Here is a 16,497-nt window from a genome sequence, read left to right as displayed (position 1 = left end):
GCGTGCCGCGCGGAGGAGCGTCCCGCGCAGACCGCCGGCTCCCGTAGCGCCAACTCCCGTACCGCGAGCGCGTCTTCGCAGCCGTACGCGTCGTACGTCCCGTACCCGGGCGCCGAAGGACCCGGGGTGCATCCCGACGATCTGCCCGAGGGGCTGGTCGTGGCGGACCGTGCCGGCAGGGTCGTCTGCTTCAACGCCGCCGCCGCCCGTCTCACCGGACTCAGCCCCGACGAGGCCGTCGGCGGCAGTCTCCAGCAGGCGCTGCCGCTGGAGGACATGGACGGCCGCCGCTGGTGGCAGGTGACCGATCCGTACGGCGGCCTCGCGACCCGCACCGGACAGCCCGAGCGCAATCTGCTGCTGCCCGGCGGGCGCGAAGTCCTCGTCGCGGCCCGCTATGTACGGGCCCGCCCCCTGGGTCCCGTACAGCGGCTTGTGGTGACGTTGCGCGGCACGGAGGCCAGGCGCCGCGCGGAGCGCAGCCACGCCGAGTTGATCGCGACGGTCGCCCACGAGCTGCGCTCGCCGCTCACCTCCGTGAAGGGCTTCACCGCGACGCTCCTGGCGAAGTGGGAGCGCTTCACCGACGACCAGAAGCGGCTGATGCTGGAGACCGTCGACGCCGACGCCAACCGCGTCACCAGGCTCATCGCCGAGCTGCTGGACATCTCCCGCATCGACTCCGGAAGGCTCGAAGTGCGCCGGCAGCCCGTGGACATGGCCGCCGCAGTACGCCGGCACGTCGAGGCGCACATCGCGGCGGGCCGCTCGGCCGACCGCTTCGTCACCCGCGTCACCGAGCCGCTGCCCGGACTTTGGGCGGATCCCGACAAGGTCGACCAGGTGCTGGGCAACCTGCTGGAAAACGCGGTGCGCCACGGCGAGGGCACTGTCACCATCGAGGTGGCACCCGCACCTTTCCGCAGCGACGAAGAAGGAACGGCAGTCACCGTGAGCGACGAGGGCCCCGGCATCCCCGAGGAGTCGATGAGCCGCGTCTTCACCCGCTTCTGGCGGGGCAGCAAGCGCGGCGGCACCGGCCTGGGCCTCTACATCGTCAAGGGCATCGTCGAGGCGCACGGCGGGACGATCACCGTGGACCGCGCGGTCGCCGGCGGCGCCCGGTTCCGATTTACCCTGCCCGTGGGCGCCCCGGCCTTCATGGCCTGAGCGGCGCGCACGGGCTTCTCCGCGGTCCGCGGGAGCGCGGCCCCGGCCCGTGACCGTACGGTCACGGCCGTGTCAGGGGCCCGCGCCCCTCCATCTAGACTCGGCTGCCGGGGGTCGCCCCAGTCCCCTCGGGGCGAGGGGGCACCTTGCGCAGCCGGATCCAATCGGAAGTACGGGAATTGATGTCCGCACCCAACAAGTCCTACGACCCCGTCGAGGTCGAGGCACTCAAACCGGAAGCGATCGACCGGGCCAAGGACGAGGCGCTCTCCGCCATCGCAGACGCCGGGGATCTCGAGACGCTGCGAGAGGTGAAGGTCGCCCACGCCGGCGACCGCTCCCCCCTGGCCCTCGCCAACCGCGAGATCGGCGCCCTGCCCCCGCAGGCCAAGGCCGAGGCCGGCAAGCGCGTCGGCCAGGCGCGCGGCGCGGTCGGGCAGGCCCTCAAGCAGCGGCAGGAGGAGCTGGAGCGCGAGCGCGACGAGCGGGTGCTCGTCGAGGAGGCAGTGGACGTCACGCTGCCCTACGACCGCATGCCCGCGGGCGCCCGCCACCCGCTGACGACGTTCTGCGAGCGGATCGAGGACGTCTTCGTCGCCATGGGGTACGAGGTGGCGGAGGGCCCCGAGGCCGAGGCCGAGTGGTTCAACTTCGACGCCCTCAACATCGCGCCCGACCACCCGGCCCGGACCATGCAGGACACGTTCTTCGTGCGCGAGCCGGAGGACGCGCGCGGCGCCGGGGACGTGGACGGGCCGTCCGGCGAGGACAGCGGCGTCGTGCTGCGTACACACACCTCGCCCGTGCAGATCCGTACGATGCTCGACCGCGAGCCACCGCTGTACGTCATCTGTCCCGGGCGGGTCTTCCGCCCCGACGAGCTGGACGCCACGCACACCCCCGTCTTCGCCCAGGTCGAGCTGCTGGCCGTGGACGAGGGCCTGACGATGGCCGACCTCAAGGGCACGCTCGACCACATGGTGCGCGAGCTGTTCGGCGAGGGCGTGCACACGCGGCTGCGCCCGAACTACTTCCCGTTCACCGAGCCTTCGGCCGAGATGGACATGGTCTGCTACCGCTGCCACGGCGAGTCCGTCGGCGATCCGGACCGCCCGTGCCGCACCTGCTCCAGCGAGGGCTGGATCGAGCTGGGCGGCTGCGGCATGGTCAACCCGCGCGTGCTGACCGCCTGCGGCGTCGACCCGGAGAGGTACAGCGGGTTCGCCTTCGGATTCGGGATCGAGCGGATGATGATGTTCCGCCACAACGTCGAGGACATGCGAGACATGGTCGAGGGTGACGTGCGCTTCACCAGGCCTTTCGGGATGGAGATCTGATGCGCGCCCCGCTTTCGTGGCTGCGAGAGTACGTAGAGCTGCCGGCCGGTGAGACCGGACGTGACGTCGCGGCGAAGCTGATCGAGATCGGTCTGGAGGTCGAGACCGTCGACCGGCTCGGCGCCGGGCTCAAGGGCCCGCTCGTCGTCGGCAAGGTCCTCGCCGTCGAGGAGCTGGCAGGGTTCAAGAAGCCGATCCGCTACTGCCAGGTCGACGTCGGGCAGGCCGGGGGAGGCACGGGTGAGCCGCAGAACATCGTCTGCGGCGCCACCAACTTCCGCACCGGCGACAAGGTCGTCGTCGCGCTTCCCGGCGCCGTGCTTCCCGGCGACTTCGCCATCAGCGCCCGCAAGACCTACGGCAAGGTCTCCGAGGGCATGATCTGCTCGGCCGCCGAGCTGGAGATGGGCGACGACCACTCCGGCATCATCGTCCTGCCGCCGGAGTACGAGCCGGGCGCCGACGCCGTGGAGGTGCTCGAACTCGTCGACGAGGTACTGGACATCGCCGTCACCCCGGACCGCGGCTACTGCCTGTCCATGCGCGGCATCGCCCGCGAGACGGCCATCGCGTACGGGCAGCAGCTGCGCGACCCCGCGCTGCTGGACGTGCCCGCGCCCAACCCGGACGGCTTCCAGGTCGACGTCGCCGACCCGCGGGCCTGCGACCGCTTCGCCGCGCGCACGGTCACGGGGCTGCGGCCCGGCGCCACCTCGCCGCTGTGGCTCCGGCGGCGCCTTCAGAAGTCCGGTATGCGTCCGGTCTCCCTGCCCGTCGACATCACCAACTACGTGATGCTGGAGCTGGGTTCGCCGCTGCACGCCTACGACCGCGAGCGGCTGGACGGCCACATCACGGTCCGCCGTGCGGCTCCGGGGGAGCGGCTGACCACGCTCGACGGCACGAAGCGGAAGCTGGACCCCGAAGACCTCGTCATCGCCGACGACTCCGGGCCGATCGGCCTCGCGGGCGTGATGGGCGGCGGCAACAGCGAGGTCGCCGACCCCGAGCAGGACCCGGAGAGCGGCGAGTGGCGCGGCACGACCGAAGTCGTCGTGGAGGCCGCCCACTTCGACCCGGTCACCGTGGCCCGTACGAGCCGCCGCCACAAGATCTCCTCCGAGGCGTCGAGGCGCTTCGAGCGCGGCGTCGACCCGGAGGCCGCCGCCGCTGCCGCGCAGCGCACCGTCGACCTGCTGGTGCTGCTCGCCGGCGGCACCGCCGGGTCGGGCGTCACCGCGTTCGTCACGCCGCACGGGCCGCACACCGTCAAGATCCCGGCCGCCCATCCGGGCCGGGTCGCGGGAGTCCCGTACGACCGGGAGACCGTCGTGCGGCGCCTTCAGCAGGTGGGCTGCGACGTGTACGGGCAGGACGAGCTGACGGTCACCGTGCCTTCGTGGCGCCCCGACCTGACCGACCCCAACGACCTCGCGGAGGAGGTCATCCGGCTGGAGGGGTACGAGAACCTTCCGTCCACGCTGCCCAGGCCGCCGGCCGGGGGCGGCCTGACCGAGCGCCAGCGGCTGCACCGCAGGGTAGGGCGTGCGCTGGCGGGCGCCGGCTATGTCGAAGCGCCCAACTACCCGTTCGTCGGGCAGGATTCGTTCGACCAGCTCGGCCTGTTGGAGGACGACCCCCGCCGCCGTACCGTCGACCTCGTCAATCCGCTCTCGGACGAGGAACCTTCGATGCGCACCACGCTGCTGCCCGGCCTGCTCGCCACGCTGCGGCGCAACGACGGCCGCGGCAGCCAGGACAGCCAGGGCGGGCTGGCGCTCTTCGAGACGGGCCTGGTCTTCCACCCGACCGGGGAGGAGACGAAGGCGGGCCGCCCGGGCGTCGACGCCCGGCCCACCGACCGGGAGATCGCCTCGCTGGAGGCGGCGCTGCCCAGGCAGCCACGGCATGCGGCCGTCGTGCTCGCCGGGCCGCGCGAGCAGCCCGGCTGGTGGGGCGAGGGGCGCCCGTCGGGGTGGGCCGACGCCGTCGAGGCGGCGCGCACGGTCGCGCGCGCGGCGGGCGCGGACTTGACCGTCCACAGCGCCCGTTACGAGCCGTGGCACCCCGGGCGCTGCGCGGCCCTGTACGTGCGGGGCGCGGACGGCGGCGAGCGGCTCGTCGGCCACGCCGGCGAACTGCACCCGCGCGTGGTCAAGGCGCTCGGACTCCCGCAGCGCAGCTGCGCGATGGAGCTCGACCTCGACGCCGTCGAGGAGGCGGGCGGCGGACTCGTACCGGCGCCGCGGATCTCCGGGTTCCCGGTGGCGACCAGGGACGTGGCCCTGGTCGTGGACGATTCGGTGCCTGCGGCCGACGTGGAGTCCGCGCTGCGCGAGGGCGGGGGCGAACTCCTCGAATCGGTACGGCTGTTCGACGTCTTCAGCGGTGAACAGCTCGGCGGCGGAAGGAAGTCGCTGGCGTACGCGCTGCGCTTCCGGGCGGACGATCGCACGCTCAAGGCCGACGAGGTCTCGGCGGCACGTGACGCCGCGGTCGCCGCCGCGGTCGAGCGTACGGGTGCGGTGCTGCGCGGAGCGGAGGCCTCCGCGGGCTCCTGAGAACGGCCGGTACGGCCCGGCCCCGGCGTCGCTCCAACGACGCCCGGGGGCCGGGCCGTTCTGTGTTCCGGGCGGACTTCGGACGAGAACTCAGGCGGGCCTCGGCCGAGAACTCGGGGGGACCTCGGGCGGCCCCCGGCCGGGTCCGAGGGCGGGCCGCGCGCGGGCGGCGCCCCGGGGTGGCACATAAGGACGGCCCCGCGCCGCACAGTCACGCGCCCGCTCACTCAATCGTGTGAGGAATGCCGGACCTTGGTCGTGGCGGCCCGTGGGTCGTACAACATCGTCCTGGTCGTAGGGGGGTTGTGGGGGAGGGGGCGAGGCAGCAGCACGTGAGGGGCGGACCGTCGCCCCGGAGGCCGGAAGGACCACCGCATGACCGGAGACCAAGGACCGCGCACCGGCGTGAGGAGTCCCGGCCTCACCGAACCGAGGGCCGCGGCCGGACGGCCGTATCCGCGCACGGACACGGAGAGTTCGGGCGGCGGGCCGCGCCCGGCGGGCACCTGGAGCGCACGCTCCGCGGGCGTATCGGGAGCACGCAGAGCCGCCTCCCTCGCGCTGCCCGCCTTATGGACCCTGGGCGTTCTGGTGTGGGAGCTGCTGCTGCCCGTGGGCACGCACTGCGTGGCGCTCCTGGCCGCCACCCCCGCGCTGGCCTGCGCCGGTTCGGGCGGACGCGTCGGCGTGTGGGTCGGCGGCGGCTGCGCCCTCTTCGCGCTCTATCCGCTCGGATCGGTGCCCGTCTACGAGGAGATCGGCGGCAGGATCGGCATGTGCGCGGCGATCGTGAGCGTCGCCGTGACCAGCTGCTACACGACGCGGCGCCGCATGCGGCTCACGGACGAGCTGACCCGGACCCGAGAGGTGGCGACCGCGGCGCAGCAGGCGCTCATACGGCCACTGCCGCCGCGCATCGAGGGGTTCACCATCGCCGCCGGATATCTCTCCGCCGCGCACGGTGCCGCGGTCGGCGGCGACCTCTACGACGCGGTGGCCACGGCGCACGGCGTGCGCATCGTGATCGGCGACGTACGGGGGCACGGTCTGGGCGCCGTCAGTACGGTCGCGGCGGTGCTCGGCAGTTTCCGCGAGGCCGCACACGACGAACCCCGGCTGGAGCGGGTGCCGCACCGTCTGGAACGGGCGCTGGACAGGCATCTGGCCGCCCGCCGCCACGCCTCGGCCGGCGCGGTGCACGCGGGCGAGGCGGCGGGGCTCGGCGATGAACCCGGGCCCGCCGGCGAGGAGTTCGTGACGACGCTGCTGCTGGAGGTGCGCGCCGACGGCACCGTCGTCGCCGTCAACTGCGGTCACCCGTGGCCGTACCGGCTGAGCACGGGTGCCGACGGCCGGAGCCGCAGCGAGCCGGTCTCCACCGCCGAACCCGTCCCGCCTCTGGGCCTGTTGCCGCTGCCGCCGGACGGACCGGCGCCCTGCCCGCTGCGACTGCCGCCCGGTGAGCTGCTGTTCCTCTACACCGACGGGGCCGAGGACGCCCGTGACGCCGACGGCCGCTGGTTCCCGCTGCCCGAGACCCTCACCGCGGCGATGGCCGGGGGCAGATCCAGACGGATGCCACGCAGCTGCGGGGGCAGGGGCGGAGGCGCCGTGCGTGCGGTCACCGCGGAGCCGGCGGACGTCGTCGGATCGGTGCGGCGGTCGCTGCTCCGGCATTCCGGCGGGCGGCTGCCCGATGACGTGGCGCTGCTGGCCCTGCGCAACGATCGCGACGACCGCTGCCGCGTCCACGGGCAGGCGCAGGGGCAGGAGGCCCCGGCGGAACGGGCGGACGAGCACGCGGAGTCGGTGTGCTCCTGCTGACGGGCGAGGAGCGATGGGCCCCAACGGGGCCGCGGATACGCGGACTTCGGCCGCCCGGTCCGCAACTCCACACGTACGTACGCCCCTGTGCCCGCGGGCCGGGGGTCGCGGGCCCACAGGTCGGGGGCCGCGGGCCGGGGCCGTGCGGACGGGCGTCCCGTCAGCCGTACGCGTAGAAGCCCGCGCCCGCCTTACGCCCGAGGCGTCCCGCGTCCACCATCCGCTGGAGCAGCGGGGGAGCGGCGTACAGGGGCTCCTTGAACTCCGCGTACATCGAGTCGGCGACCGACGCGACCGTGTCGAGACCGATCAGGTCGGCGAGCTTGAGCGGCCCCATCGGATGCGCGCAGCCCAGCTCCATGCCGTTGTCGATGTCCTCGCGGCTGGCGATCCCGGACTCGAACATCCGCACCGCGGAGAGCACATACGGCATGAGCAGCGCGTTGACGACGAATCCCGAACGGTCCTGGGCGCGGATCGTGTGCTTGCCGAGGATCCCGGAGACGGCCGCCTCCGCCCGCTTGATCGTCTCCTCGCCGGTGGTCAGCGCCGGGATGATCTCGACGAGCTTCTGCACCGGCGCCGGGTTGAAGAAGTGGATGCCGATGACCTGGTCGGGGCGTGAGGTGGCGACCGCGAGCTTGACCAGCGGGATCGAGGAGGTGTTGGAGGCGAGCACGGCGTCGGCCCGGGTGACGACCTGATCGAGGACCCGGAAGATCTCCGTCTTGACCTGCTCGTTCTCGATCACGGCCTCGACGACGAGGTCTCGGTCGGCGAAGTCGCCCAGGTCCGTGGTGAAGGCCAGCCGGCCGAGCGTGGCGTCCCGCTCGCTCTCGGTGATCTTGCCGCGCTCCGCGGCCTTGCCGAGGGAGTTGGCCAGCCGGGTGCGGCCGAGTTCGAGGGCCTCCCCGGTGGTCTCGGCGACCATGACGTCCAGTCCGGCCCGTGCACACACCTCGGCGATGCCCGCGCCCATCTGGCCGCAGCCCACCACTCCGACCCGTTCGATGTCCGTCACCCTCGTGCCTTTCGCTGATTCTTCGGTCCCAGGCGTGACGGGCGAGTGCCCCTGGGGGACGGCCCGCCGGGGAACGGCCCCCTCGAGGAACGGCTGTGCTCCTCCCCCAGGAGCGGTGCGTACGGGGGTGCTCCGACGCCGGCCCCCGACGTTACCTCTGCGGTGTCCCCGCCTCGCGGCCCGGGTGCGAAAGCCCGCACGGGGGCTTGTACGGGCGCCAACGGCACGGCAGCATCGGCGAATTGGTCTCCACCACCCCGGCCGCGCCGGGAAGACGCCGGGACGGCGGACGGCGTTCCGGCATCTTCCCGGCGCGGCCGCGGGGCGACCATGGAGGAGCGGACACGCAGCCGGCGGCCACCAAGTGCGGCTACCACGAACGGGGAAGGGGAAGTCATGCGGCGCATCACACGAAGAGGTTTCGCGGCGGGCTCGGTGGGAGCCCTGGCGGGAGTGGCCGGTTCGTCGAACCTGGAGGCCGCCGCGGCGGAGCGCCGGCACGCCGGGCACGCCCTCGACAGCCGCGGCCCCGGGCACGGCCACGGCGGCGGGGACCGCGAACTGCGCGGCATGTGGATCGCGACCGTCGACAACCGCGACTGGCCCAGCGCGTCCGGCCTGACCCCGCAGGAGCAGCGGGCCGAACTGCTCGCTCATCTGGACACCGCCAGGCGCCGCCGCCTCAACACCGTCTGGTTCCAGGCGAGGCCGACCGCCGACGCGCTGTGGCCTTCGCCGTACGAGCCGTGGTCGCAGTGGCTCACCGGCGTCCAGGGCGAGGCACCGGGCTGGGACCCGCTGGGCTTCGTCGTACGCGAGGGGCACCGGCGGGGCCTGGCGGTGGAGGCGTGGTTCAACCCGTACCGCATCGCGCTCCACGACGACCCGGGCAAGCTCGTGCCCACGCATCCGGCCCGCCGCCACCCCGACTGGGCAGTGCGCTACGGCGGACAGCTCTACTACAACCCGGGCCTGCCGCAGGTGCGCCGCTTCGTCCAGGACGCCATGCTCGACGCGGTCCGCCGCTACGACATCGACGGCGTCCACTGGGACGACTACTTCTACCCGTATCCCGTCGAGGGCGAGACCTTCGACGACGACGCCGCATTCGAGAAGTACGGCAAGGGCTTCCCCGACCGTGCCGCCTGGCGCCGGGACAACATCGATCTGCTCGTCGCCGAGGCCGGGCGCCGCATCCGCCGCGTCAAGCCGGGACTGCCCTTCGGCATCAGCCCGTTCGGCGTGTGGCGCAACAAGTCGAGCGATCCGGCCGGTTCGGACAGCGCGGCGCAGGTGCAGACGTACGACGACCTCTACGCCGACACCCGCAAGTGGGTGCGCGAGGGGCGGCTCGACTACGTCATTCCGCAGCTCTACTGGCACATGGGCTTCGAGGCCGCGGACTACGCGAAGCTCGCGCCCTGGTGGGCCGGGACCGTACGGGGGTCGCGTACGCGGCTGTACATCGGCGAAGCGCTCTACAAGGCCGGGGATCCGGCTCAGCCCGAGCAGTGGCAGGATCCGGCGGAGCTCTCCCGGCACCTCACCTACTGCCGGTCGCTGCCCGAGGTGCGGGGGCACGCCTTCTTCTCCGCGAAGGAGGTCTCGGAGGACGTGATCGGGGCGATGGACCGCGTGGTCGCCGACCACTATCCGCGGCGGCGGTAGCCGGGCCGCCACCGCCGCCGAGAGCCGTCCGTCCTGCCCGTCCCGCAGCGCCCCTCGGGCACTGCCCGAGGCACAGCCCGCTCCGCGGTGCGGGGCGGGGCGGTCAGGTCAGGCGTGCCGCTTGGTCCTGTCGCGTTCCTGTACGACGGAGTCGGGTCCTGGTGACATCACGGCCTCGTGACCGTCGTCGAAGCGCACCCGGAACGGCGGTTCGCCGTCGGGGCCCAGCACCTCGACGATCTCGGCCTCCCGGTCGTGTTCACCCACGACCCGGCCGTGCACCAGCAGACGGTCGCCCGTGTTCGCTCGCATCAGGAGAACCCTCCTGTTCACAGGGGATGCACCGGAACATCCGTACAGTCCACGGTGTGCTGTCCGTACCGATAAGTCTAAGCCGGACGGCCCGGCCTCGCCCGGCCCGTGCGGTGCCCTCGGACGGTCCCGGGCAGTGCCCGGCGACCCCTGGACGAGGCCCGGCGGTGGTGGACGCTGCCCGCAGCATGGCCCTCACGCACCTGGGTACCTGCCACGCCCGAGCAGGGAGGAGCCGGGAGCGATGAGCACACTGCTGGACGGACTGTCCACCGAGCACCGCCGGAGGCTCCGCGACGCGGCACCGGGCGCCGAACTGGCGGCAAGTCCCATGCTGGCGACGCTCAGCGACCGGCGGGACTTCGGCCGCGGCGGCTGGATCTTCGAGCGGAAGCTCGACGGCATCCGCCTGCTCGCCGTGCGGGAGCGGGGCCGGGTCCGCCTCCTCTCCCGTACGGGCCGCTCCCTCAACGGCTCGTACCCCGAGATCGTCGAGGCGCTGGAGGCACAGGACTGCGATGACTTCACGGCCGACGGCGAGGTCGTCGCGTTCTCGGCGGGCCGTACGGACTTCTCGCGGCTCCAGCAGCGCATGCAGCTGACGGACCCGGACCAGGCACGCACCACCGGCGTCGCCGTCACGTACTACCTCTTCGACCTGCTGAGGCTCGACGGCCAGGACGTGCGCGGGCTTCCGCTGCGCGCCCGCAAGTCGCTGCTGCGCTCCGCGCTGCGCTTCCGCGGCCCGCTGCGCTTCACCGCCCACCGCAACCAGGGCGGGCAGGGGCTGCTGGACGACGCGTGCCGCCGCGGCTGGGAGGGGCTGATCGCCAAGGTCGCCGACGGACGGTACGTGACCAGGCGCTCCCCGGACTGGCTGAAGCTGAAGTGCGCCAGCGGACAGGAGTTCGTCGTCGGCGGCTTCACCGAGCCCGCGGGCAGCCGGGTCGGCCTCGGCGCGCTGCTGCTGGGCTACTACGAGGACGGCCGCCTGCGTTACGCGGGCAAGGTCGGCACCGGCTACGACCACGCCACGCTCCTCGACCTGCGCCGCAGACTGGACCAACTGGCCACGCGGCGCTCGCCGTTCGCCGAGCCGGTGCGGGAGAAGGGCGCGCACTGGGCGGAACCGGAGCTCGTCGCCGAGACCGGCTTCACGGAGTGGACGAGGGACGGCAGGCTGCGGCATCCGCGCTTCCTGGGACTGCGCGAGGACAAGAAGCCGGGGGATGTCGTACGGGAACGGCCGCGGCGGGGGTGAGGGCGCCCGGCCGGGACGACGAGCCCGGGTCATGCCGGGACCTGGCCCCCGGGACGGGCGGCGCCGTCACCGCTCCCGGGCGCCTCCGCTACATTGCCGCCTTGCGGCGGGCCTGCTCCTCCGCCTCCCCGGCCTTCTCCGCCCTGCGCCGTGCCTCGCGTTCGGCGCGGTCCGCGTCGCGCTCGCGTCTCCGCGACTCCTTGCGGGCCTCCTCCGCCTCACGCAGCTCACCGCGCAGCTGCTCCAGGCGCTCCTCGGCCGCTTCCCGTTGGGCGCGTGCCGCCGCGGTCTCCCCGGCAGCGGCGTCCGCTTCGCGCCGCAGCCGGCGTGCTTCGTCGGCGGCTTTGCGGGTGGCGGCACGTGCCGCCTTTCCGCCGTCCTGAGCCTTCTGCGCCTGCTTCGCGGGTTGCGCCTGCGTTGCGGTCCGCGCCTGCTTTCCGCTCCGCGCCTGCTTTCCGCTCCGCGCCTGCTTTTCGGGCTGCTTGCGCGCGGGCTTCCGCGGCTCCCTCTCCGGCTGCTTCCGCGCCTGCTTCTCCGGCCGTCGAGCCTGTGCCCGCTTCCGTACGCCACCGGCCGCGGCCGCCTCCCGGGCCGCCGCATCGAAACCGGGCGTCGCGCTCAGTGGCCTCGACAGCCGTCCCGCCGCCCACTCCTGCGCGGCGGCGGGGTCCGCCAGCACCGCGTGCAGCGTCTGCGCGACCTCCTGCTGCGCCTGCGGACCCAACGGCTGCCCGGCCTGCGAAGCGAGCCGTTCCGCCTGTCTCGCCAGTGCGTCCACCAGCTGGTGCTGCCGCCGGGAGAGCGTGCGCAGCTCTTCCCCGTCGAGGTTCCGGTGGGCGCCGCGCAGCTCTTCGCCGAGCCGCAGCAGCGGCGCGACCTGGTCGCCCTCCTCCCGTACCAGCAGATTGCTCGCCCAGGCAGCCAGAGTCGGGCGGCGCAGGGAGCGGATCCGTGCCGCCAGCTCCCGCTGCCCGCCGGTGCGGGCCCGGTGCGCGCGGTCGTCGCGGGCGGCCGTGAACTCCCGCGGCCGCAGCCCGTACAACTCCTCCGCCACCTCGTCCAGATCCACGACCGCACTCCCGTGTCCGCCGCCGCGCACCGACGGCGGCCGGGCGCCCGCCCGGCGCCGAACGGAAGGCGGCCGTACGGCGACCGGGGCAGCCGGGGGTGACCGCAACGCCCCGCAATGACGGTGATGACCGCGATGATGATGTGCGCTTTCATTGCACCGCTCTCGCACAGTGGTGTCCACCACAGTGCCTCCGAGCAGGGGCGGGAATGACGAACGTCCTATCGAAGACGGGCGCTGATCGCTCTACGATCGCCGGATGGCCCTTCGCCTCACGCTGCTGGCATCCAGCCGGAGCTCATCAGTGCTCGATGTGCGGTTCGGGGACAGCCGCTCGCTCGACGCCACGGGATGGCACGAGGTCAAGAGGGTCGGCCCCTCCCTGTCTCATCTGGCCGCCGCCGAACTGCGGTACTGCTCCCCGTCGGTGCGCTGCCGCGAGACGGGGCTCTCCCTCGGTCTCTCCCCGGTGGCTCAACCGGCGCTGCGCGACTGCGACATGGGCCGCTGGAGCGGCTACACCCTGCGTGAGGTCGCCGCCCGGGAGCCGCAGGCGGTGCAGGCCTGGCTGTCCGACCCGCGTTCCGCGCCGCACGGCGGCGAGTCCCTGGTGACCTTCATCCAGCGCATCGGCGGCTGGCTGGACACCCGGCCCGTGGGCGACGGCGGCTGGATCGTCGCGGTCACCGAGCCGGGCGTGATGCGGGCGGCGCTGTGCTACGTACTGAAGGCGCCCCCGCAGGCGTACTGGCAGGTCGACGCGCAGCCGCTGGCGATCCTCACGCTCTCCGGACGGGCGGGGGACTGGAGCCTCAATCTGGGGAACTGACGGGCCGGGCAGGTCCGGGCCGATCCACCGGGGCGGACCCGGCCGGACCGCCGGGCCACACCGGGGCTTCGTGGCCCGGCGCGAGGACCGGAGCGGACCCCGGCTCCGGCGGGCGCGGGAACCCGGCGAAGGGCAGTTCCACATCCTCGGTGCAGCCCTTCTCCCCGCACTCGCAGGCGAAGACCAGCGCCGCGTCCGGCGGAGGGGGCGGCGCCCAGGGGCGGGCGAAGAACTGCTCGTGCTGCGAGACGAGGGCCCGGTTGCCGTAGCGCAGCAGCTCACGGCGTTCCGCCGCCGTGGCCGCCGACGGCCCTTCCGCCAGCGCCCCGGCGAAGGCCGCTTCGACCTCGGCGGCGGTCTCCGCGGCACTGCGCGATCCGTCGACGCGGAGGCTGCGGGCGCCGTACGCCTCCACCTGGTTCTCGATCTCGGTCAGCAGCGACCGGTACAGCCGGAACGCGCCGTCCCGTGGCGACATGCCGCGGCTCAGCAGCCGTTCCCGCTGGACGTCGGGTGTGGGCAGCAGCCACAGCGCACGCTCGCGGTCGCCGGCGACAGGCGGTGTGACGGGCGTGCCCTCGGCGATCGTCGCCGGGGAGGCGGGCAGCGCACGTAGGTCGTCGGCGATCATCGCGCCGCGCTCGTGGTGCAGGGACATCGCGAGGAGCCGGGCCGTCGGGCCCGTCCAGCGTTCGGCGCGGGGCAGCGCCTCCCAGCGCACCGCCCAGGTGTGCCCGGCCGCGAGCGCACGGTCGCGGTGCTCCCAGGTGTGGGCCTCGCCGTTGTACCAGCGCAGCCCGTGCTGGCGGGCGATCAGCCGGGCCACGGTCGTCTTGCCCGCCGCCGGGGGCCCGCCCAGCCACAGCACGGGCGGCCCCTGCTCACGCGCGCTCATGCGCTCCGGTCCCTCCCTCGCCGCCGTACGCCTCGGGCCGCCCCGCCGTGATCGTGCGGACCCGTACAAACGGTGCTCACGTACGTCAGCCGTCCTCGCCGGGGAGGGGAGGCAGCATCAGTCCTCCCTCGGGGTTGCGGACGGCGTCGTCGAGGCAGTGGGCGAGCTTGTCGGCGCACGCTTGCTGGAGTTGGGAGCGCGAGGGCAGGTCGGGCAGCCACTCGGCGGCCTGCCCGCACCGCATCTCGTACCGGCCCGGTGCGGTCAGCGCGACGCAGCCGGTGGTGTCGCGCATGCGCGCGAGGTGGCCCTCGCCGAGGACCTGCCACCAGAAGACACCGTCGACGACCTCGGTCCCCCAGTGCTGGAACAGCCTGGAGCGGAGCTTGCCGCACTGGTAGTCCCCGTTGAAGTCGTAGCCGACATCGAGGTCCACGGCCGCGTACTCCACGTCGCCCGCGAGGCCACGGCCGATGCCGGCCAGCTCCTCGGCGGTGTCGACCCGGTCCTGGGAACCGAACTCGGGTCCGCGCTCCGCCAGCGTGAGCTTGCTGTCGAAGATGGCGCAGGCGTGCACGGTGCGGACGCGCCTGCGCAGATCGCCGGCGACCAGCAGGCAACCGTCGGACCGGCTGTCGATGACGGCGCGCAGCAGCCGGCGGCCGGCGTCGGCGTCGAGCCTGAACTGCACCATGGCGACGTTGGCCCAGAGACCGTCATCGGCGCCAAGGTCGGAGAGCCAGTCCATTGCGGCGTCCACCCAGCTGTCCGGCACGGCCGTGCCGGGCGGCGCCCACGCCACCATTCCGCTCCCGAACGGGTAATCCTCGGGCCGCCAGCTGATCAACTCGTCCAGCGGGCCGCCGCGTTGGGGGCAGGCCACGGTCGCCTCGGACACCCCTGCCTTCCGCAGGGCCTTCGCGATCAGCTTGGGGATCCTGCGGACGGCCATCGCCCCGAGGTCCTCGCCGAGATCGAGCCACAGCATCGGACCGGACGGCGAGGGGATGACGTTCGACATGCACTTCGGGCCGGTGGCGTCCTCGGCGTCCGGATCGGGCCCGTCGCGAGGATCGGCTTCGAGCTGCGCGATCTCCGTGACGGCGGCTTCCAACGCCTTGGTGGCGCCTGCCACTTCGGGTGAGCGGACCTGGATCAGCGCATGGGTCTGTTCGCGTACGAGCTGCCGCGCGGTGCCCTTGGCTATCTCGATTGCCACGCCGCCAACATACGGTCGGGGGCCGCCGGCCGCTTGAATTCCGGATCATCGCCGGAGCGGGACGGCCGGCGGTGCGTCCTCGCCGTCTCTCGCCCCTTCCTCGCCAGAAGCCTTGATCATCCCGCGACGCCGGATGACCGGAAAACGACTTTGCATAAAAGTGCCGACCTGCGTATAGTCATGCTGGCGACGAGGAGGGATCGATGACTGTACGAGCAGCGGTCGCGGGGGCGAGCGGATACGCGGGCGGCGAGATCCTGCGCCTGCTGGCCGCACACCCCGGGACCGAGGTCGGAGCGCTCACCGCCAACTCCAGCGCGGGGAGCACGCTCGGCGCGCTCCAGCCGCACCTGCTTCCGTACGCGGACCGGGTGCTGGAGGAGACCACGGTCTCCGCGCTGTCCGGGCACGACGTCGTCTTCCTCGCCCTGCCGCACGGGCAGTCCGCGGCGGTCGCCCGGGAGCTGGGGGAGGACGTGCTCGTCGTGGACTGCGGCGCGGACTTCCGCCTCTCCGACGCCCAGGCCTGGGAGCGCTTCTACGGCACACCGCACGCCGGCACCTGGCCCTACGGACTGCCCGAGCTGCCCGGTGCGCGCGCCGCGCTCGCCGGAGCCCGCCGCATCGCGGTGCCCGGCTGCTATCCGACCGCCGTCTCCCTCGCGCTCGTGCCCGCCTATGCGGCGGGGCTGGCCGAGCCGGAGGCCGTCATCGTCGCGGCGACCGGCACCTCCGGCGCGGGCAAGTCGCTCAAGCCGTACCTGCTGGGCAGCGAGGTCATGGGCTCCATGAGCCCGTACGGAGTGGGTGGCGTGCACCGGCACACACCGGAGATGGTGCAGAACCTCTCGGCGGCGGCCGGGGAGGCCGTCAGCGTCTCCTTCACGCCCACCCTCGCCCCGATGCCCCGCGGCATCCTCGCCACGTGCAGCGCGAAGGCGAGGCCGGGCTCCGGGACGGAGGAGCTGGGCGCGCAACTGCGTGCCGCCTATGAAAAGGCGTACGGGGACGAGCAGTTCGTCACGCTGCTGCCCGAGGGGCAGTGGCCGGCGACGGGCTCCGTGTACGGCTCCAACACCGTCCAGCTCCAGCTGGCGCTGGACGCGGCGGCGGGTCGCGTCGTCGTCGTCGCGGCAGTGGACAACCTCACCAAGGGCACCGCGGGCGGAGCGGTGCAGAGCATGAACATCGCCCTCGGGCTTCCCGAGGAGCTCGGGCTGCCCGTCGTGGGCACCGCGCCGTGAGCGGCACGGGCGGCGGCGCAGCGGAAGCGGGACCCGCAGCGGGCTCCGCGGCGGTTCTCGAAGCGGGCCTCGAAGCGAACGGAGAAG

At 73.4% G+C, this 16,497-nt stretch carries 13 protein-coding genes; 8 read left to right on the top strand and 5 right to left on the bottom strand.

Going from position 1 to position 16,497, the window contains the following annotated elements:
* Positions 1 to 126 precede the first annotated feature (126 nt).
* The 4 genes from HCC61_RS21245 (at position 127) to HCC61_RS21230 (ending at position 6,892) form a co-directional block, all read left to right on the top strand.
* Positions 127 to 1,170: an ATP-binding protein gene (locus tag HCC61_RS21245; protein ID WP_169137680.1), complete on the top strand. Its 1,044-nt coding sequence runs from the start codon at positions 127 to 129 to the stop codon at positions 1,168 to 1,170.
* A gap of 182 nt (positions 1,171 to 1,352) precedes the next feature.
* On the top strand, positions 1,353 to 2,507 hold the full coding sequence (gene pheS, locus HCC61_RS21240) for a phenylalanine--tRNA ligase subunit alpha (protein ID WP_169137678.1): 1,155 nt from the start codon (positions 1,353 to 1,355) through the stop codon (positions 2,505 to 2,507).
* On the top strand, positions 2,507 to 5,068 hold the full coding sequence (gene pheT, locus HCC61_RS21235; RefSeq protein ID WP_169137676.1) for a phenylalanine--tRNA ligase subunit beta: 2,562 nt from the start codon (positions 2,507 to 2,509) through the stop codon (positions 5,066 to 5,068). Before pheS ends, pheT begins: the two co-directional genes overlap by 1 nt.
* 375 nt (positions 5,069 to 5,443) lie before the next feature.
* Positions 5,444 to 6,892 (top strand): PP2C family protein-serine/threonine phosphatase, encoded by a 1,449-nt coding sequence (locus tag HCC61_RS21230; protein WP_169137674.1) that lies wholly within the window; start codon positions 5,444 to 5,446, stop codon positions 6,890 to 6,892.
* A 160-nt stretch (positions 6,893 to 7,052) separates the two neighbouring features.
* Here the strand turns inward: HCC61_RS21230 and HCC61_RS21225 are convergent, their stop codons facing one another.
* Positions 7,053 to 7,913 (bottom strand): 3-hydroxybutyryl-CoA dehydrogenase, encoded by an 861-nt coding sequence (locus tag HCC61_RS21225; protein ID WP_169137672.1) that lies wholly within the window; start codon positions 7,911 to 7,913, stop codon positions 7,053 to 7,055.
* Between the two features lie 396 nt (positions 7,914 to 8,309).
* Between HCC61_RS21225 and HCC61_RS21220 the strand changes: the two genes are divergently transcribed.
* Complete coding sequence (locus HCC61_RS21220) at positions 8,310 to 9,581, top strand: family 10 glycosylhydrolase (RefSeq protein WP_169137670.1); 1,272 nt, start codon at positions 8,310 to 8,312, stop codon at positions 9,579 to 9,581.
* Between the two features lie 108 nt (positions 9,582 to 9,689).
* Here the strand turns inward: HCC61_RS21220 and HCC61_RS21215 are convergent, their stop codons facing one another.
* A complete protein-coding gene (locus tag HCC61_RS21215; RefSeq protein WP_169137668.1) occupies positions 9,690 to 9,893 on the bottom strand; it encodes a DUF1918 domain-containing protein in 204 nt (67 codons plus the stop codon).
* A gap of 244 nt (positions 9,894 to 10,137) precedes the next feature.
* Between HCC61_RS21215 and ligD the strand changes: the two genes are divergently transcribed.
* The gene (gene ligD / locus HCC61_RS21210) at positions 10,138 to 11,154 is read left to right on the top strand and encodes a non-homologous end-joining DNA ligase (protein WP_169137666.1); all 1,017 of its coding nucleotides are present in this window, start codon (positions 10,138 to 10,140) and stop codon (positions 11,152 to 11,154) included.
* 88 nt (positions 11,155 to 11,242) lie between these two features.
* Here the strand turns inward: ligD and HCC61_RS21205 are convergent, their stop codons facing one another.
* Complete coding sequence (locus HCC61_RS21205; protein WP_169137664.1) at positions 11,243 to 12,223, bottom strand: hypothetical protein; 981 nt, start codon at positions 12,221 to 12,223, stop codon at positions 11,243 to 11,245.
* Between the two features lie 259 nt (positions 12,224 to 12,482).
* Here HCC61_RS21205 and HCC61_RS21200 point away from each other — a divergent pair, with 259 nt between their 5' ends.
* On the top strand, positions 12,483 to 13,052 hold the full coding sequence (locus HCC61_RS21200; protein ID WP_169137662.1) for a histidine phosphatase family protein: 570 nt from the start codon (positions 12,483 to 12,485) through the stop codon (positions 13,050 to 13,052).
* Here the strand turns inward: HCC61_RS21200 and HCC61_RS21195 are convergent.
* A complete protein-coding gene (locus HCC61_RS21195) occupies positions 13,036 to 13,947 on the bottom strand; it encodes a hypothetical protein (protein WP_169137660.1) in 912 nt (303 codons plus the stop codon). The two genes, HCC61_RS21200 and HCC61_RS21195, sit on opposite strands and share 17 nt — an antisense overlap.
* 85 nt (positions 13,948 to 14,032) lie before the next feature.
* Positions 14,033 to 15,166, bottom strand: a complete 1,134-nt coding sequence (locus tag HCC61_RS21190) for a hypothetical protein (protein WP_169137658.1) — start codon at positions 15,164 to 15,166, stop codon at positions 14,033 to 14,035.
* A 203-nt stretch (positions 15,167 to 15,369) separates the two neighbouring features.
* Here HCC61_RS21190 and argC point away from each other — a divergent pair, with 203 nt between their 5' ends.
* The gene (gene argC / locus HCC61_RS21185) at positions 15,370 to 16,410 is read left to right on the top strand and encodes an N-acetyl-gamma-glutamyl-phosphate reductase (RefSeq protein WP_169137656.1); all 1,041 of its coding nucleotides are present in this window, start codon (positions 15,370 to 15,372) and stop codon (positions 16,408 to 16,410) included.
* The last annotated feature ends 87 nt before the right edge of the window (positions 16,411 to 16,497 follow it).

The sequence above is a fragment of the Streptomyces sp. HNM0575 genome (genome assembly GCF_012726265.1).
Classification (GTDB): domain Bacteria; phylum Actinomycetota; class Actinomycetes; order Streptomycetales; family Streptomycetaceae; genus Streptomyces.
The sequence above is the reverse complement of the archived record's forward strand: the minus strand, read 5'-3'. Positions and strand labels throughout refer to the sequence as shown.